The organism is Kitasatospora sp. NPDC091276, from assembly GCF_040684355.1.
Lineage (GTDB): Bacteria > Actinomycetota > Actinomycetes > Streptomycetales > Streptomycetaceae > Kitasatospora.
Genome location: NZ_JBFBFU010000003.1, coordinates 369,026 through 387,453, shown reverse-complemented (window position 1 = coordinate 387,453; position 18,428 = coordinate 369,026). Strand labels below are relative to the sequence as shown.

Genomic DNA, 18,428 nt, shown 5'->3' with positions numbered 1-18,428 from the left:
TACCGATCAGCCGCATCGCGGTGCACACGCCGCACTTTTCCCCAGCTCGCGCGCGGTGGGCGCACGACCCGCACACCGGTGCGGAGTGTCGCGCGCCCGTCGGCCACCCGAATGCCACGCCCGCGCCCGCCGAACCCCTTGCCCACTTTGCCCGTTTTTATAGCTTTCGTATGGTCATTGACTGTTGTGCCACTCTGTGGGTGACTTGTCCATGGAGTTGCCGTAAGTCATATTTCCAGGTGTCCACACCAGTGCATCGACGCCCGCCGTGCCGCCCAGCAGCAGCCCGCTGAGCGCCGGCCCACGGCCGACGAGCCTCTGAAGGGAATGAGCCATGGCAGATTTCTCCCGCCTCCCAGGTCCCAACGCGGACCTCTGGGACTGGCAGCTCTCCGCAGCCTGCCGTGGCGTGGACAGTTCGCTCTTCTTCCACCCCGAGGGCGAACGCGGGGCCGCGCGGAGTTCGCGCGAGGCCAGCGCCAAGGAGGTCTGCATGCGCTGCCCGGTGATCACCGAGTGCGCGGCGCACGCGCTGGCGGTCCGCGAACCGTACGGCGTCTGGGGCGGGATGACCGAGGACGAGCGCGAGGAGATGCTGGGGCGTTCGCGGCACCGGCTGGTGGAGGTCCCGCTGACCCCGCCGGCGATCGCCCGGCGCTAGCCCCGCCTCCACGGCGCGCCGTGAAGAAACGTTTCCTCTCGGCGTCCCGGCCTGTTCAAGCCCAGCCCAGAACGCTCAGGCCCCAGAGGTCAGCGCCCGGCCGACCCCGCCAGCCGCTCCAGCATCAGCGCCACGGCCGGCACCTCGGCCAGATCCGGCAGGGTCAGCGCGACCACCTGCCGCACCGCCGGCGCCCCCGCGGCCGTCCGCACCGGCACCGTCGACACCCCGTCCGGGCGCACCGACTCCAGCGCCAGCCGGGGCAGCACCGCCACCCCCAGCCCGGCCGCCACCAGGCCGACCACCGCCGGATAGTCGTCGGTCGCGAAGTCGATCCGGGGCTCGAAGCCCGCCCCCGCGCACAGCTCCACCAGGTGCCCCCGGCACTGCGGGCAACCCGCGATCCACTGCTCCCCCGCCAGCTCGGCCAGCTCCACCGGCCTGCCGCGCCCCGCCAGCCGGTGCGCGGCGGGCAGCAGGCCCACCAGCGGGTCGTCCAGCAGCGGGGTGACCACCAGATCGGACCAGTCGGAGCCGGCGCTCAGCTGCTGTGCCTCCAGGTTGGCCTCGGCCCGCGCCTCGCGCGGCGTCCCGTGCGCGGGCGCCGGCAGCGCGGCGCCACCGTCGGACTGCGGGTAGCGGAAGGCCAGCGCGATCTCGCACTCGCCGCCGCGCAGCATCGCCAGCGACTCCGGCGGCTCCGCCTCGACCAGCGACACGCGCACCCCCGGATGGCTGTCCCGCAGCCGGGCGACCGCGGGCGGCACCAGGGTGGAGCTCGCGGTCGGGAAGGAGACCAGCCGCACCCGCCCGGCCCGCAGCCCGGCGATCGCGGCGATCTCCTCCTCGGCCGCGGAGAGCCCGGCCAGGATCCCGGTGGCGTGCTTGAGCAGCACCCGCCCCGCCTCGCTGAGCTGCATGCCCCGGCCGGAGCGGACCACCAGCGGGGTGTCCACCGACTTCTCCAGGGCCTTCATCTGCTGGCTGATGGCGGGCTGCGTACAGCCCAGCTCGCGGGCGGCGGCGGAGAAGGAGCCGGTGCGGGCGACGGCACGCAGAACGCGCAGGTGACGGGCCTCGATCATGCCTCAGTTATAAGGCAATCTTTGCCAATGGCAAAATTATGCTGATGATTGAAGCCTCAAACGCCGGACACGCCGGAGGCCCGGCCGCACCCCGAGGGGCGCGGACCGGGCCTCCGGTCGACCGTCAGGCGTCAGTGCGAGTGGCCGTGACCGTGGCCGTGGCCCGCCTCGGCCTCCTCTTCCTTCTTCTCCACCACGAGGGTCTCGGTGGTGAGCAGCAGGGAGGCGATCGAGGCCGCGTTCTCCAGGGCGGAGCGGGTGACCTTGACCGGGTCGATGACGCCGGCCTTCACCAGGTCGCCGTACTCGCCGGTGGCCGCGTTGTAGCCCTGGCCGATCTCCAGCTCGGCGACCTTGGAGGTGATGACGTAGCCCTCCAGGCCGGCGTTCTGGGCGATCCAGCGCAGCGGCTCGTGCAGCGCCTTGCGGACCACCGCGACACCGGTCGCCTCGTCGCCCGACAGGCCCAGGCCGCCGTCCAGCACCTTGGCGGCGTGCACCAGGGAGGCGCCGCCACCGGCGACGATGCCCTCCTCGACCGCGGCACGGGTCGCCGAGATGGCGTCCTCCAGGCGGTGCTTGCGCTCCTTCAGCTCCACCTCGGTGGCGGCGCCGACCTTGATGACGCAGACGCCGCCGGCCAGCTTGGCCAGGCGCTCCTGCAGCTTCTCGCGGTCCCAGTCGGAGTCGGTGGCGGCGATCTCACCCTTGATCTGGGCGACGCGGCCGGCCACGGCCTCGGTGTCACCGGCGCCGTCGACGACGGTGGTCTCGTCCTTGGTGATGGTCACGCGGCGGGCGGTGCCCAGCACGTCCACGCCGACCTGGTCGAGCTTGAGGCCGACCTCCTCGGAGATGACCGTGCCGCCGGTCAGGGTGGCCAGGTCGCCGAGGATCGCCTTGCGGCGGTCGCCGAAGCCCGGGGCCTTGACGGCGACCGCGTTGAAGGTGCCGCGGATCTTGTTCACCACGAGGGTGGACAGCGCCTCGCCGTCGACGTCCTCGGCGATGATCAGCAGCGGCCGGGAGGCACCGCCCTGGAGGATCTTCTCCAGCAGCGGCAGCAGCTCCTGGATGGAGGAGATCTTGCCCTGGTTGATCAGGATGTACGGGTCCTCCAGGACCGCCTCCTGCCGCTCCGCGTCGGTGACGAAGTACGGCGACAGGTAGCCCTTGTCGAACTGCATGCCCTCGGTGAAGTCCAGCTCCACGCCGAAGGTGTTCGACTCCTCGACGGTGATGACACCGTCCTTGCCGACCTTGTCGATCGCCTCGGCGATCAGCTCGCCGACCTGGGTGTCCTGGGCGGAGAGGGACGCGACGGCGGCGACGTCGTCCTTGCCCTCGATCTCGCGGGCCACCGAGAGCAGGTGCTCGGAGACGGCGGCGACGGCCTTGTCGATGCCCTTCTTCAGGGCGGCCGGGCCGGCACCGGCGGCGACGTTGCGCAGACCCTCGTTGACCAGGGCCTGGGCCAGCACGGTGGCGGTGGTGGTGCCGTCACCCGCGACGTCGTTGGTCTTGGTGGCGACCTCCTTGACGAGCTGCGCGCCAAGGTTCTCGTACGGGTCGTCCAGCTCGACCTCACGGGCGATGGTGACACCGTCGTTGGTGATGGTCGGGGCGCCGAACTTCTTGTCGATGACGACGTTGCGGCCCTTGGGGCCGATGGTCACCTTGACGGTGTCGGCCAGCTTGTTGACACCGCGCTCCAGCGAGCGGCGGGCGTCCTCGTTGAACTGCAGGATCTTCGCCATGTTCCCTATTCCCTCGGGGCTTCGGCCGGCCCACCGGCCGCCGGACTACGTGAACCAACAACCACGCCCCGGGCCCCTGTCACTTGGGACACGGATCCGGGGCGGGTCGGAACGACTTACTTCTCGATGATGGCGAGAACGTCGCGAGCGGAGAGAACCAGGTACTCCTCGCCCTGGTACTTCACCTCGGTGCCGCCGTACTTCGAGTACAGGACGATGTCACCGACGGCGACGTCGAGCGGCAGACGCTGGCCGTCCTCGAAGCGGCCCGGGCCGACGGCCAGGACGACGCCCTCCTGGGGCTTCTCCTTGGCGGTGTCCGGGATAACCAGGCCGGAGGCCGTGGTGGTCTCGGCGTCGAGCGGCTGGACCACGATGCGGTCCTCAAGCGGCTTGATGGCAACCTTGCTGCTGGTGGTCACGTCCGAGCTCCCCTTCGGAGATTACGGGGTTTCTAACGGGTAGGAGCGAACCTGTGGGCCTGCCGTCGCGGGGGTCAGGCACACGTCTTCGCGTTAGCACTCCCCCAGTGGGGAGTGCCAAGGACGACCATAGGCCGGTGTTAGCACTCAGTCAACCAGAGTGCCAACGGCGCGCCCGGGCATCCCGAACCGCGGGCGCGGAGCCGTACTCCTGTGCGACCACCCCGCCCCCGGGCGGACTCCCGCCGCGAGCCGCGACCCCGCCCACCGCGCCGGCCGTCGGAGCCGGTGGGGCCGCCAACCCGCCAGAATGGCCCCGTGGACACCGAGAACCTCCAGCCCCTGCTGGCCCCCGAGGGCCAGGCCCTGCTCGCCGAACTGCGCGAGTTCACGCCCGAGGAGGAGCTGGCGCTGGCCACCAGGCTGCGGCGGGAGCACCCGGCCGAGCTGGTGTCGGCGGCCTTCGGGCAGGCCCGGCTGCGGCAGCGGGCGCGGGCGAAGTTCGGGGCGGACGCCGACCTGATGTACTTCACGCCCAACGGCGTCGAGCAGTCCACCCGGCGCAGCGTGGCCGAGTGGCGGGCGCGCCGCTTCGCCGAGCTGGGCGTCCGCCGGCTGGCCGACCTGTGCTGCGGCATCGGCGGGGACGTGCTGGCGCTGGCCAGGGCCGGGATCGAGGTGCTGGCCGTCGACAAGGACCCGGCGGCCTGCGCCGCCACCGCCGCCAACGCGGCCGCGCTGGGCCTGGCCGACCTGGTCCGGGTGCGCTGCGCGGACGTCGCCGAGGTGGACGTCACCGGCTACGACGCGGTGTTCACCGACCCGGCGCGGCGGACGGCGCGCGGCCGGGTGTTCGACCCGGAGGCGTACGCCCCGCCGCTCTCCTGGGCGATCGAGGCCGGCCGCCGGACCCCGATCGGCGCGCTGAAGGTGGCCCCGGGCATCCCGCACGAGGCCGTCCCGGCCGACGCCGAGGCGGAGTGGGTCTCCGACCACGGCGACGTGAAGGAGGCGGTGCTCTGGTTCGGCACCGGGGCCGCCCGCCCGCACCGCGCCACCCTGCTGCCGCAGGCCGCCAGCCTCACCGGCGGCGACCTGCCCGACCCGCCGGCCGGCCCGGTCGGGCGCTACCTGTACGAGCCGGACGGCGCGGTGATCCGGGCCCACCTGGTGGCCGAGGTCGCCGAGCAGGTGGGCGGCCGGCTGATCGACCCGAAGATCGCCTACCTGACCTCGGACCGGCTGGTGGCCACCCCGTACGCGCACGCCTTCGAGCTCACCGACGTGCTGCCGTTCCACATCAAGCGGCTGAAGGCGCTGCTGCGCGAGCGCGGGGTCGGCACGGTGGTGATCAAGAAGCGCGGGATGGCGATCACCCCGGAGGAGCTGCGCCGCCAGCTCAAGCCCTCCGGGCCGAACGCCGTCACGGTGATCCTCAGCCGCACCGACAACGGGCCGCTGATGATGCTCGGCCGGCCCGCCTGAGGCGGCCGCGCGGCGGGCGCCCGGACTACGCGGCGGGCGCCTGGATGTAGTCCTCCAGCCGGGCCACCGAGAAGCCCTGCTCCTGGATCCGGGCCAGCAGGTCGCCGAACATCTGGGTCATCGTGGCGCCCTTGAGCTCCTTCGGGCCGCGGAAGTGCGCCAGGATGATGTCGCCGGACTTCAGCTTCTTGTCCGCCGCCTGGTACTGCATGTCGTGGATCTGCATCGACTCGCGCCAGAGCACCATCGCGCGCGGGCCGCACTGCTGGACCGAGTTGTTCAGGGTGGGGGTGTTGGCGCCGTCCCCGAACGGCGGGCGGAACAGCAGCGGGGCGGTGCCGTACTGCTGGGTGAGCGCGGACTGCGCGTCGCAGATCTCGGACTTCTGCTTCTCCGCCGGGATCTTGCTCATCACCGGGTGGTCCACGGTGTGGTTCTGGATGTGGTTGCCGAGCGCCTGGAGCGGCTTGAAGTAGCCGTAGTCGTTCTTGACGATGTCCCGGGTCAGGAACATCGAGATCGGCACCTTGAGCTCGGTCAGCATCTCGACGAACTTCGGGTCCTTCTCGGCACCGTCGTCGATGGTGATGAAGACGACCTTGTCGCTCGTCTTCACCTCGCTGAACACCGGTACGGGGCCGGTCCGTTCGAGCTTGATGGGCTTGTCCGCGGGCGGTGCGGGGGCCGGCGCCAGCGGCTTGAGGTTCCACTTCGCCCAGGCCGCCGGGTCCCCGCCGGCCGGGGCCGGGGTGGTGGGCGTGCCGGCCGGGCTGGTCGGCACCGCGCCTCCGCCGGTGGGCTGGGGCGTGGCCGCCGAGCTGCCGCCGGCCGCCGCCGGGGCGGCGGCGCCCCCGTTGTCGCCGCATCCGGTGGCCAGGGCCAGCAGGGCCAGCGCCCCCACCGCGTACGTCCTGGTCCTGCTCCGACCGTCCCTGTTCACCGCAGCGCGCTCCCGGTTCCCGTCCAGCTTCTTCTCAGCTATGCACGGTAGCGGTCGGGGCGGCGGTTCCCGGACGGGGCCTATTCGACGTGCTCGCTGGTGAAGGACCAGCGGTGCACCGGGCGGCCGAGCAGGTCGGCCGGCGGGTCGGCGACCGGCACCGGCTCGCCGGTCCACCAGGTGATCAGCAGCACGCGTTCGCCGGGCGCGCCGAGCAGCTCGGTGCGGACCAGCCCGGCCGAGCCGCGCACCGACGGCAGCGCCACCTCCCGTGCCCAGGAGGCGAGTTCGGCCCCGCGGCCGGCGGCGGCGCGGGCCTCCCACATCGCGGCGACGGTCACTCGGCGCCGCCGGTGAGGGCCTGGTACGCCTGGCCGTGGACGTCGCCGTGCCGGACGTCCGCGGCCGGCACGTGCGCCTCGGTCACCGGCAGCGAGGAGTCGGCGGACAGGTCGAGCGCGGACGGCGTGCGGTCGCGCCACACCATCTCGGAGCCCAGCGCGGCCACCATCGCGCCGTTGTCGGTGCACAGGCCCGGCCGGGGCACCCGCAGCCGGATGCCGGCCCGGTCGCAGCGCTGCTGGGCCATCTCGCGCAGCCGCGAGTTGGCGGCCACCCCGCCGCCGATCATCAGGTGGTCGACGCCGTTGTCCCGGCACGCCTTGACGGCCTTGCGGGTGAGCACGTCGGTGACGGCCTCCTGGAAGGACGCCGCCACGTCGGCGATCGGCACCTCCTCGCCGGCCCGGCGCTTGGCCTCCACCCAGCGGGCGACGGCGGTCTTCAGGCCGGAGAAGGAGAAGTCGTACGCGGGGTCGTTGCGGCCGCTCAGGCCGCGCGGGAAGGCGATCGCCTTGGGGTCGCCCTCCCGGGCGGTGCGGTCGACCACCGGGCCGCCCGGGAAGCCCAGGCCGAGCACCCGGGCGACCTTGTCGAAGGCCTCGCCGGCCGCGTCGTCGATGGTCGCGCCGAGCGGGCGGACGTCGCTGGTGATGTCCTCGCTGAGCAGCAGCGAGGAGTGCCCGCCGGAGACCAGCAGCGCCATCGTCGGCGACGGCAGCCGGCCGTGCTCCAGCTGGTCGACGCAGATGTGCGAGGCGAGGTGGTTGACCCCGTACAGCGGCTTGTCCAGCGCCCAGGCGTACGCCTTGGCGGCGCTGACACCGACCAGCAGCGCCCCGGCCAGGCCGGGGCCTGCGGTGACCGCGATGCCGTCCAGGTCGCTCGCCTTGACGCCGGCGGTGTCCAGGGCGCGCTGGATGGTCGGGACCATCGCCTCCAGGTGGGCGCGGCTGGCGATCTCCGGGACGACGCCGCCGAAGCGGGCGTGGTCGTTGACGCTGGAGGCGACCGCGTCGGCCAGCAGCGTGGTGCCGCGCACGATGCCGACGCCGGTCTCGTCGCAGGAGGTCTCGATGCCGAGGACGAGCGGTTCGTCAGCCATGGCGGGTGTCCTTAAGGTCCTTCGGGTCAGTGCTGGGGTGGTCGAGGCGCATCACCAGCGCGTCGACGTTGGCGGGCTGGTAGTAGCCGCGCCGGATGCCCACCGGCTGGAAGCCGAAGCGCTCGTACAGCCGCTGGGCGCGCGGGTTGTCCACCCGCACCTCCAGCAGCAGTTCGGCGCAGCCGCGGCGGGCGGCCTCCCGGATCAGGTCGGTGAGCAGCGCCGCGCCGAGGCCGGCGCCCTGGTGGCGCTGGTCGACGGCGATGGTCTGGACGTCGCCCTCGCCGGCGATCGCCATCAGCCCGGCGTAGCCGACGACGGCGCCGTCCGCGTTGGTGGCGACGGTGTAGTGGCGGGTGCCGCCGGGGTGGGTCTCGGCCAGCTCGGACCAGTACATCCCGGTGGACCAGGCGTCCTCGGGGAAGAGTCGCAGCTCCAGCTCCATCACCGGCGCGATGTCCCACCAGCGCATCGGGCGCAGGGTGGTGCCGTGTTTCACGCCGGGAGCACCGCCTTGCCCCCTAGAACGTTCTTGAAGGCGGCCGGCACCTGGGCGTCCGGGCGGCGCAGGTACAGCGGGACGTTCGGCAGCAGCTCGCGGCCGGCCGCCAGCTCGGCGGCGGCGAAGGCCGCCAGGGCGCCGGCCGACACGTGCTCGGGGCCGTGCGCGCCGGGGAAGGTCTCGGGGTAGAGCAGCGCGCCGGCACCGACCGACCGCGGGCGCGGGGCCAGCTCGGCGGGGCGGTCCACGCCGGGGCCCTCGGTACGGCGGCCGTCGGCGTCGTAGGAGGCCCAGTAGACCTCCTTGCGGCGCGCGTCGGTGGCCACCGTGAACGGCTGCCCGGCCAGGCCCTCAGCGCGGGCCTGGTGGGCGATCGCGTCCAGGGTGCAGACGCCGTGCACCGGCAGCCCGAGGGCGTGGCCGAGCGCGGCGGCGGTCACCAGGCCGACCCGCAGGCCGGTGTACGGGCCCGGGCCGACGCCCACCGCGATGCCGGTGAGCCGGTGCTTGTCGACGCCGGCCGCCCGCAGGACCTGGTCGATCGCGGGCAGGAGCAGTTCGCCGTGGCGCCGGGCGTCGACCTGGTGGGTCTCGGCGAGGACGGCCGTGCCGTCGTGGACGGCGGCGGTGACGGCGGGGGTAGCGGTGTCGAACGCGAGCAGCAGCACGGGTCAAGGTTAGACCGACGTTGGTCCGACCGGCTGATCGACCGGGTGTGCCGCCCGGGAACACACATCCGGGGCGCCGCGCCCCGGCTGGACGGACCTGGCACGATGGGGCGGTACGTAAAGGGACGGCGGCGGGAGCGGCACGTGGCGAAGATGGGTCCTGGCGTGGTGGTCACGGGGCTGACCCTGGGGGCCCTGGCGGTGGTGAGCCTGCTGGCCTTCCAGGCCAACGGTGCTCAGGACCGGGCGGCCGGCGCCAAGCCGACCGCCAGCACCACGACGTCCGGCGGGCCGGCCGCCTCCCCGACGCCGAGCGCCTCGGCCACCCCGACGGCCCCGCCGCTGCCGACCATCTCGGGCAGCGGCACCAGGGTGGTCTACTCGATCAGCAGCCACTACGTCTGGCTGGTCGACCCGAAGAAGAACCCGCAGGTCGCACCCGGCTTCCCGGTCACCCCGGGCTCGGTCGAGCCGGCTCCGGGCAGCTACTCGGTCTACAGCCGCACCCCGACGACCACCGGGACGGACGGCAAGCAGATCGAGCACGTGGTGCGCTTCGCGCAGCAGAACGGCGTGGTGTTCGGCTTCAGCGCCGCCGTGGACGGCGCGACCCCGACCGCCGAGCCGAACGCCAAGACCGGCGGCATCCGCAGCGGCCGCCCGGACGGCCAGCTGCTCTGGGACTTCGCGCCGAACGGCACCAAGGTGGTCGTGGTCGCCTGAGCTCGGCCCAGGTGAGTCAGGCCGCGCGGGGTGTGCCCGTCTCCGGCTCCTCGGCCCGCCGGGGCTCCGGCTCGGGCGGGGTGGACACCGCCTCGGCGGCCGCACAGGCGGCCAGCAGCGCCCGCATCGGCGCCCCCTGGACGCGGCGGGCGGACTCTCCGGCCCCGGCGCCGTGCCCGGCGCGCTTCGGGGCGGGGGTGGTGCTCGACATGGCGCCTCCCTAGTTAGGCAGACCTAACCGCAGCACCCATCCCACCACGCCCGGCACCCCGCCCGCAACACTTCCCGACAGCCCGTCGGCAAAACGGCGCACACCCGGGTGCGGGCCTCAGCCGAGCGCCTCCAGCGCGACGCCCGCCCAGCGCGGACCGAGGCCGGTCAGCACCACCCGGCGCGGGTCCAGGTCGTCCTCGGCGGCGGTGTCGCCGAGGGCCCGCTCGATCCGCACCTCCAGCCGGTCCTCGGACAGCCGCTCGACCTTGCCCTCGCCCCACTCGACCACGACCACCGACTCCGGCAGCGAGACGTCCAGGTCGAGGTCCTCCATCTCGTCCAGGTCCCCGCCGAGCCGGTACGCGTCCACGTGCACCAGCGCCGGGCCGCCGACCAGCGACGGGTGCACCCGGGCGATCACGAAGGTCGGCGAGGTCACCGCCCCGCGGACCCCCAGCCCCTCCCCCAGGCCCCGGGTCAGCGTGGTCTTCCCCGCTCCCAGTTCACCGGAGAGCAGCACCAGGTCCCCGGGCCGCAGCAGCGCGGCCAGCTCCCGGCCGAGCCGGCCCATCCGCTCCGGGGTGGGGACGGTGAGAGTGGCGTGCGAGCCCATGCGCGTGTCTTGCCCTTCGGTCCGTACCGGCGTGCCGACCGCCGGCCGCCACCGCTACCGTGCCACATCGCCGGCCCGGCGCGCGCCGGGAAGGGGTCAGGAGCCGTCCAGGGCCGCCGGGGGCGGCGCGGCGGCGGCGAAGTCGGCGGCCCGGCGCAGCAGCGCCACCAGCTCGTGGTCGACCAGCTCCGGGCGCTCCAGCATCACCAGGTGCCCGGCGCCCTCCACCAGGACCAGCTCCGCGCCGGGCAACCGCGCGACCATCGCCTCGCTGTGCGCCGACGGCGTCAGCAGGTCCTTCGTACCGGCCAGCACCAGCGTCGGCAGGCCGCTCAGGGCGGCGAGCGCCGCGTACTTCTCGTGCGTGCCGAACACCGGGTAGAACTCGGCGACCACGTCGATCGGGGTGGCGTCCAGCAGTTGCTCGGCGAACCGCACCACGCCCGGGTCGACGTCCCGGCCGCCGAAGGAGAACCTCCGGTAGAAGACGGCGGCGACGTCCGCGCCGAGCCGCCGGCTCGCCTCCACCAGCTCGACCTGTCGGCCCAGCAGCCGCATCATCCCGGGCGCGACCTTCTTGAACAGCTTCGCGCCGGCCGACGGCAGCCCGAGGCTGACCTCGTTCCAGTCCCCCGCCAGCGTGCCGATCAGTGCCACCCCGGCGACCCTCTCCCGGAACAGCTCCGGGTACTGGTCGGCCAGCGCCATCACCGTCATGCCGCCCATCGAGTGGCCCACCAGCACCAGCGGCCCGGTCGGCGCGACGGCGTCGATCACCGCCTTGAGGTCGCCGCCCAGCTGGTCGATGCTGGCCGGCTCGCCGGCCAGGTAGGAGCGGGAGCGCTCGGAGCGGCCGTGGCTGCGCTGGTCCCAGAAGACCAGCCGCAGTCCCTCGCGCAGCGCGGCCCGCTGGAAGTGCCAGCTGTCCTGGTTGAGGCAGTAGCCGTGGCAGAACACCACGGTCAGCGGCTCGGGGCCGGAGGTGTCGCCGTCCGGCTCGGGGCCGGTGCCGGTGCCGTCCAGCTCGACGTACAGCTCGGTGCCGTCCGGCGCGGCCACCGTCCGCGGGCGCCCGCGCAGCGAGCCGTACGGGGCTTCGGCGTCCAGCTCGGCCCGGGCCCGGCGGCGGGTCGCCCGGCCGACGGTCAGCCGCTCGATCGCCACCCCGGCGGCCGCCCCGGCCGCCAGCACGCCGACCGAGATCCCGATCACACCGGCCCGGCTCACCCCGGAGGCCGCGCCGGCCGCCTTGGCCACCGCCGCGACCGGGCCGCTCTCGGCCGGTCCCTCCGTCATGCGCCCGGGCCCTCGGTGCGGCTGCCGCCCAGGTAGCGGCGCGGGACCCGGGCGCCGATCCGGGTCACGATCTCGTACGAGATGGTGCCGCAGGCCCGGCCCCAGTCCTCGGCGGTCGGCTCGCCCTGCTCGCCGTTGCCGAACAGCAGCACCTCGTCGCCGATCGCGGGGGTGTCCCCGCCGAGGTCCACGACGAACTGGTCCATCGCCACCCGGCCGGCGATCGTGCGCCACTTGCCGCCGATCTGCACCGGGCCGGTGCCGCTGGCGTGCCGCGGGATGCCGTCGCCGTAGCCGACCGGGACCAGGCCCAGCGTGGTCGGGCCCGGCGTCACGTAGTGGTGGCCGTAGCTGACCCCGTGCCCGCCCGGAACGTGCTTGACCAGCGCCAGCCGCGCGGTCAGCGCCATCACCGGGCGCAGCCCGAAGTCGGCCGGCGACCCGACCTCCGGCACCGGCGACAGCCCGTACGCGGCCAGGCCGGTGCGGACCAGGTCGAAGTGCGACTGCGGGAGCAGCAGGGTGGCCGGCGAGTTCGCCAGGTGCCGCACCTCCGGGCGCAGCCCGGCGGCCTCGGCCCGGGCCAGCGCCGCGTGGAAGGAGTCCAGCTGGGCCTGGATCGACGGGTGGCCCGGCTCGTCGGCGGCGGCGAAGTGCGACCAGACGCCGACCACGGTCAGCAGCCCCTCCGCCTCGGCGCGGCGGGCGGCGGCCACCAGGTGCGGCCAGTCGTGCGGCTGGCAGCCGTTGCGGCCCAGACCGGTGTCCGCCTTCAGGTGCACCCGGGCCGGGATACCGGTCTCCCGGACGGCCGGCAGCAGCTCGTCCAGCGCCCACTGGCCGCTCACCGAGATGTCGATGTCCGCGCGCAGCGCCTCCCGCCACGGCCCGCCCGGCGTCCACAGCCAGCACAGGACGCGGGCCTGCTCCGGGCGGATGCCCGCGGCCCGCAGTGCCAGCGCCTCCTCGGGCGTCGCGCAGCCGAGCCAGCCGACCCCGTTCGCGACCGCCTCGCGGGCGCACTCGACGGCGCCGTGGCCGTAGGCGTCCGCCTTGACCGCGAGCATCACCGCCGAGCTGCCGACGCGCTCGCGCAGCGCGGCAAGGTTGCCGCGCAGGGCGGCCAGATCGATGGTCGCCTCGGCCCGTACGCCGTCGGTCAGGGTGGCCGTGCCGGTCGTGTTCGCAGTTGTCATCAGGGTCAGTCTCCCAGACATCCCGGAGTCCTCGCCGAACGGCCCGTCCGTGCGGCGGCCGGTGCCAGGGCCCCCGGCACCGCGCCGACCTGCGGCGCACCGCTCGTCACCCTGTTCCGGACGCCCACGGAGGACCGATCGGTTCCGCACCGCCCGCCCCGCCGCCCCGGGCCTACGCCTCCCGCACCGCCCGCCCGCCCTCGACCGACGCCCCCGGCTACGCCTCCCGCACCGCCCGCCACACTGCGGGCAGCGCCTGCGCCACCGCGGGCGCCGTCACCGGCGCGCCCGGGTCGCCCGCCGCGTGGCGGCCCGCCAGGCCGTGCAGGTAGGCGCCCACCGACGCGGCGTCCAGCGGCGACAGGCCGGCCGCCAGCAGGGAGCCCGCCAGGCCGGCCAGGACGTCGCCGCTGCCGGCGGTGGCCAGCCAGGACGTGCCGGTCGGGTTGACCCGGACGGCGCCGCCCGGGTCGGCGATCACCGTGGTGGAGCCCTTGAGCAGGACCGTCGCCCGGTAGGCGGCCGCCAGCCGGCGGGCGGTGGCCAGCCGGGCGGCGGCCAGCGAGTCGGCGGGCGGCGGCGCGGTGCCGTCTGCGCCCGCGAGCAGCCGGGCGGCCTCGCCGGTGTGCGGGGTGAGCAGGGTGGGGGCCGTCCGGCCGGCCAGCGCGTCCGGGCCGAGCCGGGCCAGCTCGGTCAGCCCGTCCGCGTCCACCAGGACCGGGACGTCGCTCGACAGTGCCTCGGCCAGCGCCTGCCGCGCCCCCTCGCCGCCGCCCGGCCCGACCACCCAGGCCTGCACCCTCCCGGCCCCGGCCGGCCCGCCCTCGGTGACCAGCACCTCCGGGAAGCGCCGCACCACCTCCTCGGCCGCCGTGCCGACGTACCGGACGGCGCCCGCGCCGCCGTGCAGCGCCCCGGCGACCGCCAGCAGCGCCGCGCCCGGGTACGTCGCCGAACCGGCCGCCACCCCGACCACGCCCCGCCGGTACTTGTCGCTCTCGGCGCCCGGCAGCGGCAGCAGCGCCGCCACGTCCGCGTGCTGCAGGGCCGTCACCTCCGGCGCGGGCGGCTCCAGTCCGATCCCGACCAGCTGGACGGCGCCCGCGTAGGAGGCGCCCGGGTCGACCAGCAGGCCCGGCTTGTACGTGCCGAAGCAGACCGTGACGTCCGCGCGCAGCGCCTCGCCCGGCACCTCGCCGGTGTCGGCGTCGACCCCGCTGGGCAGGTCCACGGCCACCACGACCCCGCGCCGCCCGGCCCGCGCGTACGGCCGGGCCCCGTCCCGCAGCCCGCCCCGGCCGCCGATGCCGACGATGCCGTCCAGCACCAGGTCGGCGCGCGAGAAGTCGGCCAGGCCGACTTCCTGATCCAGCACCACCCGCCCGCCGGAAGCCCGCAGCGCGGCCAGCCCGCCCGCGTGCGCACGCTCCGGCGCGAGCAGCACCGCCGTCACCCGCGCGCCCCGCCGGGCCAGCGCCGCCCCGGCGTACAGGGCGTCACCCCCGTTGTCCCCGCTGCCGGCCAGCACCACCACCCGACTCCCGTACACCCGCCCCCGGCGCCCCGCCAGCAGCCGGGCACAGGTCGCCGCCAGCCCGGCGGCCGCCCGCTGCATCAGCGTCCCCTCCGGCAGCCGCGCCATCAGCGCGGCCTCGGCGGCCCGGACGACTTCCACCCGATGGGCATGACGCATGAGAGGGCTCCTTCAGCGGTCGACGTACCGCCGACGCTAGCCCGCGCCACCGCCCCACGGCAGGCCGAGCTGCGGGACACTTTCGGGTGACACCCACTTCGATCCCCCACCGGCGTCGGTCCGCGCGCCTACCTTGTGGCTCGGCACGGACCCACAGGAGGGAGAAGGGCCATGGTCGCCATGCCAGCTGTCGAGGGCCCGCGAGGCCGGGACGACCTCGTCCAGGCGTTCCTGGAGTTGGACACCCCGCCCGGCTACAAGGCAGAACTCGTCGAAGGGGAAATCGTCGTGACGCCCCCACCGGACGGGGCCCACGAAACCGCGTTCTCGCTACTCAACCGGCAGTTCATGCGCAAGGTCGAGATCGAGCTGGACATCTCCGGCAACAAGGGACTGATCACACCCGAGGGTCGGTTCATCCCCGACGGAACCCTGAGCCCGGTCGGCCATTTCGAGCACGCCGACTCCTGGGCCTCCGCCACGGGAGTCCTGCTGGTCTTCGAGATCACCTCGACCAACCCGCACAAGGACCGCGAACCCAAGCGCCGCGGCTACGCCGCCGCCGGCATCCCGTGCTACCTGCTGATCGACCGCAGCGAGGGCATGGTCACGCTGTTCACCAAACCCGAGGGCGACGACTACACCACCCGCACGCAGGTCGAGTTCGGCAAGCCGATCGACCTGCCCGCCCCCTTCTCCTTCACGCTCGACACGGCGCCCCTGCGGTAGGGCACAGCCACCGCAGGGACGCCGTGAGCGCTACTACTCGACGGTGACCGACTTGGCCAGGTTGCGAGGCTGGTCGACCTCGTGGCCCTTGGCCGTCGCCAGCTCGCACGCGAAGACCTGGAGCGGCACGGTGGAGACCAGCGGCTGGAGCAGGGTCGGGGTGACCGGGATGCGGATCAGGTGGTCCGCGTACGGGACGACCGCCTCGTCGCCCTCCTCCGCGATCACGATGGTGCGGGCGCCACGGGCCCGGATCTCCTGGATGTTGGAGACGATCTTGTCGTGCAGGATCGACCGCCCGCGCGGCGAGGGGACGACCACGACGACCGGCAGGCCCTCCTCGATCAGCGCGATCGGGCCGTGCTTGAGCTCGCCCGCCGCGAAGCCCTCGGCGTGCATGTACGCCAGCTCCTTGAGCTTGAGCGCGCCCTCCAGGGCCACCGGGAAGCCGACGTGACGGCCGAGGAACAGCACCGAGCGCGCGTCGGCGAGCGAGCGGGCCAGCTCGCGCACCGGCTCCATGGTCTCCAGGACCTGCTCGACCTGCTTGGGCGCGTCGCCGAGCTCCTTGATGACGGCGAAGATCTCGTCGCCCCACTTGGTGCCGCGCACCTGGCCCAGGTAGAGGGCGACCAGGTAGCAGGCGACCAGCTGGGTCAGGAACGCCTTGGTGGAGGCGACGGCGACCTCGGGGCCGGCGTGGGTGTACAGCACCGCGTCCGACTCGCGCGGGATGGTGGAGCCGTTGGTGTTGCAGATCGCCAGCACCTTGGCGCCCTGCTCCCGGGCGTGCCGCAGGGCCATCAGGGTGTCCATGGTCTCGCCGGACTGGGAGATGGCGATGACCAGCGTGCCCGGGCCCATGATCGGGTCGCGGTAGCGGAACTCGGAGGCGACCTCGACCTCGCAGGGGATGCGGGTCCAGTGCTCGATCGCGTACTTGGCGATCATGCCGGCGTGGAAGGCGGTGCCGCAGGCGACGATGACGACCTTGTCGACCGAGCGCAGGTCCGCGTCGGAGATGCGCAGCTCGTCGAGGATGAGCCGGCCGTCGGTGCCGATCCGGCCGAGGAGGGTGTCGGCGACGGCCTTCGGCTGCTCGGCGATCTCCTTGAGCATGAAGTAGTCGTAGCCGCCCTTCTCGGCGGCCGAGGCGTCCCAGTCGACGTGGTACTCGCGCACGTCGGCCGGGGTGCCGTCGAAGTTGGTCACCGTGACGCCGTCCCGGCGCAGCTCGACGACCTGGTCCTGACCCAGCTCGACGGCCTCGCGGGTGTGCGCGATGAACGCGGCGACGTCGGAGGCGAGGAAGTTCTCGCCCTCGCCGCGCCCGACCACCAGCGGCGAGTTGCGGCGGGCGCCGACGACCACGTCCGGCGCGTCGGCGTGCACGGCGACGAGGGTGAAGGCGCCGTCGAGGCGGCGGCAGACCACTCGCATGGCCTCCGCGAGGTCGCCGTCGTAGGCCTCGCCGAGCAGGTGCGCGACGACCTCGGTGTCGGTCTCGGAGCGGAGGGTGTGGCCGCGCTCGGCGATCTCGGCCCGCAGCTGGGCGAAGTTCTCGATGATGCCGTTGTGCACCACGGCCACCCGGAGGTGGTCGTCCAGGTGGGGGTGGGCGTTGGCGTCCGTCGGGCCGCCGTGGGTGGCCCAGCGGGTGTGGCCGATGCCGGTGGTGCCGCCGGGCAGAGGGGTCTCGGCGAGCGACTTCTCCAGGTTGGCGAGCTTGCCGGCCCGCTTGTCGGTGACCAGACTCCACTGCCCGTCGGAGTCCTGCGCCTGCACCGCGACACCGGCCGAGTCGTAGCCCCGGTACTCCAGTCGCTGCAGGCCTGCGATTACTACGTCGAGGGCGGACTGCGCGCCCACGTATCCAACAATTCCGCACATGCGTGCCAGCATAAGGGCGGTTCTGGGGCCCTTTTCCCGATTCCCGCGAACAGTGCGTGACCGACACCACAACCACGGTGAACGCCGCCACGGCTCACAATGGAGCATGTGCTGACCGAACTCTGTACGCGGGGCGCCGCCACGCCCGGCCCGTCGCCGTCCCCCTACGTGGACCTCAGTCGGGCCGAGTGGAGCGCACTGCGCGAGCGTACGCCGCTGCCGCTGACCGCCGAGGAGGTGGAACGGCTACGCGGCCTCGGTACCGCCCTCGACCTGGACGAGGTCCGCGACGTCTACCTGCCGCTGTCCCGGCTGCTGAACCTGTACATCCACGCCACGCACGAGCTGCGCGGCACGCTGGGCACCTTCCTGGACACGCCGGACACCGAGCGCACCCGCACCCCGTTCATCATCGGGGTGGCCGGCTCGGTCGCGGTCGGCAAGTCGACGACGGCCCGCCTGCTCCAGGCCCTGCTCGCCCGCTGGCCCGAGCACCCGCGGGTCGAGCTGGTGACCACGGACGGCTTCCTGCTGCCCAACGCCGAGCTGCGCCGCCGCGGCCTGATGGCCCGCAAGGGCTTCCCGGAGTCGTACGACCGCCGGGCGCTGATGCGCTTCGTCGCGGACGTGAAGGCGGGCAAGGAGCGCGTCACCGCGCCGGTGTACTCGCACCTGGTGTACGACATCGTGCAGGGCGAGCGGCTCACCGTGGAGCGCCCGGACATCCTGATCGTCGAGGGCCTGAACGTGCTCCAGCCGGCCCTGCCCGGCAGCGACGGGCGCACCCGGCTGGCGGTGGCCGACTACTTCGACTTCTCGATCTACGTCGACGCCCGCACCGACGACATCGAGCACTGGTACCTGGACCGCTTCCGCAAGCTCCGGCAGACCGCCTTCCAGGACCCGAACTCCTACTTCCGCCGCTTCACCGAGGTGCCGGAGGAGGAGGCGATGGAGTACGGCCGGCAGGTCTGGCGCACCATCAACAAGCCGAACCTGCTGGAGAACGTGCTGCCGACCCGCGGCCGGGCCACCCTGATCCTCCAGAAGGGGGCGGACCACAAGGTCCGCCGGGCGCTGCTGCGCAAGCTCTGACACCGATGCGACGGAA

At 73.8% G+C, this 18,428-nt stretch carries 19 protein-coding genes; 5 read left to right on the top strand and 14 right to left on the bottom strand.

What is annotated here, in order from left to right; all coding sequences use genetic code 11:
- Positions 1-334: 334 nt before the first annotated feature.
- On the top strand, positions 335-661 hold the full coding sequence (locus AB0O19_RS05835; RefSeq protein ID WP_063348997.1) for a WhiB family transcriptional regulator: 327 nt from the start codon (positions 335-337) through the stop codon (positions 659-661).
- An 89-nt stretch (positions 662-750) separates the two neighbouring features.
- Here the strand turns inward: AB0O19_RS05835 and AB0O19_RS05830 are convergent, their stop codons facing one another.
- From AB0O19_RS05830 to groES, 3 genes are all read right to left on the bottom strand, one after another.
- A complete protein-coding gene (locus tag AB0O19_RS05830; RefSeq protein ID WP_363580148.1) occupies positions 751-1,746 on the bottom strand; it encodes a LysR family transcriptional regulator in 996 nt (331 codons plus the stop codon).
- Between the two features lie 131 nt (positions 1,747-1,877).
- Positions 1,878-3,503 (bottom strand): chaperonin GroEL, encoded by a 1,626-nt coding sequence (groL, locus tag AB0O19_RS05825; protein WP_063348995.1) that lies wholly within the window; start codon positions 3,501-3,503, stop codon positions 1,878-1,880.
- A gap of 116 nt (positions 3,504-3,619) precedes the next feature.
- Positions 3,620-3,925, bottom strand: a complete 306-nt coding sequence (groES, locus tag AB0O19_RS05820; RefSeq protein ID WP_014136232.1) for a co-chaperone GroES — start codon at positions 3,923-3,925, stop codon at positions 3,620-3,622.
- 288 nt (positions 3,926-4,213) lie between these two features.
- On the opposite strand from groES, the gene AB0O19_RS05815 reads away from it, so the two are divergent.
- Complete coding sequence (locus AB0O19_RS05815; RefSeq protein WP_363618011.1) at positions 4,214-5,410, top strand: class I SAM-dependent methyltransferase; 1,197 nt, start codon at positions 4,214-4,216, stop codon at positions 5,408-5,410.
- A 25-nt stretch (positions 5,411-5,435) separates the two neighbouring features.
- Here the strand turns inward: AB0O19_RS05815 and AB0O19_RS05810 are convergent, their stop codons facing one another.
- From AB0O19_RS05810 to tsaB, 5 genes are all read right to left on the bottom strand, one after another.
- A complete protein-coding gene (locus AB0O19_RS05810) occupies positions 5,436-6,350 on the bottom strand; it encodes a polysaccharide deacetylase family protein (RefSeq protein ID WP_363618009.1) in 915 nt (304 codons plus the stop codon).
- Positions 6,351-6,430: 80 nt separating this feature from the next.
- A complete protein-coding gene (locus AB0O19_RS05805) occupies positions 6,431-6,676 on the bottom strand; it encodes a hypothetical protein (RefSeq protein ID WP_363618007.1) in 246 nt (81 codons plus the stop codon).
- 11 nt (positions 6,677-6,687) lie between these two features.
- Positions 6,688-7,794, bottom strand: a complete 1,107-nt coding sequence (gene tsaD / locus AB0O19_RS05800) for a tRNA (adenosine(37)-N6)-threonylcarbamoyltransferase complex transferase subunit TsaD (RefSeq protein WP_350877149.1) — start codon at positions 7,792-7,794, stop codon at positions 6,688-6,690.
- Positions 7,787-8,266 (bottom strand): ribosomal protein S18-alanine N-acetyltransferase, encoded by a 480-nt coding sequence (gene rimI / locus AB0O19_RS05795; RefSeq protein WP_363618057.1) that lies wholly within the window; start codon positions 8,264-8,266, stop codon positions 7,787-7,789. Before rimI ends, tsaD begins: the two co-directional genes overlap by 8 nt.
- Before the next feature lie 23 nt (positions 8,267-8,289).
- Positions 8,290-8,964, bottom strand: a complete 675-nt coding sequence (gene tsaB, locus AB0O19_RS05790; RefSeq protein WP_363618005.1) for a tRNA (adenosine(37)-N6)-threonylcarbamoyltransferase complex dimerization subunit type 1 TsaB — start codon at positions 8,962-8,964, stop codon at positions 8,290-8,292.
- 153 nt (positions 8,965-9,117) lie between these two features.
- On the opposite strand from tsaB, the gene AB0O19_RS05785 reads away from it, so the two are divergent.
- Positions 9,118-9,687 carry a hypothetical protein gene (locus AB0O19_RS05785; protein ID WP_363618055.1) on the top strand — a complete coding sequence of 190 codons (570 nt, stop codon included), beginning with the start codon at positions 9,118-9,120 and terminating at the stop codon, positions 9,685-9,687.
- A 16-nt stretch (positions 9,688-9,703) separates the two neighbouring features.
- Here AB0O19_RS05785 and AB0O19_RS05780 read toward each other — a convergent pair whose 3' ends face one another.
- The 5 genes from AB0O19_RS05780 to AB0O19_RS05760 form a co-directional block, all read right to left on the bottom strand.
- Positions 9,704-9,898, bottom strand: coding sequence for a hypothetical protein (locus AB0O19_RS05780; RefSeq protein WP_063348989.1), 195 nt, complete (start codon positions 9,896-9,898; stop codon positions 9,704-9,706).
- Positions 9,899-10,015: 117 nt separating this feature from the next.
- Positions 10,016-10,513 carry a tRNA (adenosine(37)-N6)-threonylcarbamoyltransferase complex ATPase subunit type 1 TsaE gene (gene tsaE / locus AB0O19_RS05775; protein ID WP_363618003.1) on the bottom strand — a complete coding sequence of 166 codons (498 nt, stop codon included), beginning with the start codon at positions 10,511-10,513 and terminating at the stop codon, positions 10,016-10,018.
- A gap of 96 nt (positions 10,514-10,609) precedes the next feature.
- Positions 10,610-11,809 (bottom strand): alpha/beta hydrolase, encoded by a 1,200-nt coding sequence (locus AB0O19_RS05770; protein ID WP_363618001.1) that lies wholly within the window; start codon positions 11,807-11,809, stop codon positions 10,610-10,612.
- Positions 11,806-13,005, bottom strand: coding sequence for an alanine racemase (gene alr, locus AB0O19_RS05765; protein ID WP_363369294.1), 1,200 nt, complete (start codon positions 13,003-13,005; stop codon positions 11,806-11,808). The genes AB0O19_RS05770 and alr overlap by 4 nt, the downstream gene beginning before the upstream one ends.
- A gap of 217 nt (positions 13,006-13,222) precedes the next feature.
- Positions 13,223-14,698: an NAD(P)H-hydrate dehydratase gene (locus tag AB0O19_RS05760; RefSeq protein WP_363617999.1), complete on the bottom strand. Its 1,476-nt coding sequence runs from the start codon at positions 14,696-14,698 to the stop codon at positions 13,223-13,225.
- A 171-nt stretch (positions 14,699-14,869) separates the two neighbouring features.
- Between AB0O19_RS05760 and AB0O19_RS05755 the strand changes: the two genes are divergently transcribed.
- On the top strand, positions 14,870-15,427 hold the full coding sequence (locus tag AB0O19_RS05755) for a Uma2 family endonuclease (RefSeq protein WP_363617997.1): 558 nt from the start codon (positions 14,870-14,872) through the stop codon (positions 15,425-15,427).
- A gap of 33 nt (positions 15,428-15,460) precedes the next feature.
- Here AB0O19_RS05755 and glmS read toward each other — a convergent pair whose 3' ends face one another.
- Positions 15,461-17,317: a glutamine--fructose-6-phosphate transaminase (isomerizing) gene (gene glmS / locus AB0O19_RS05750; protein ID WP_363580128.1), complete on the bottom strand. Its 1,857-nt coding sequence runs from the start codon at positions 17,315-17,317 to the stop codon at positions 15,461-15,463.
- Between the two features lie 99 nt (positions 17,318-17,416).
- Here glmS and coaA point away from each other — a divergent pair, with 99 nt between their 5' ends.
- Complete coding sequence (gene coaA, locus AB0O19_RS05745; protein ID WP_063348983.1) at positions 17,417-18,412, top strand: type I pantothenate kinase; 996 nt, start codon at positions 17,417-17,419, stop codon at positions 18,410-18,412.
- Positions 18,413-18,428 lie beyond the last annotated feature (16 nt).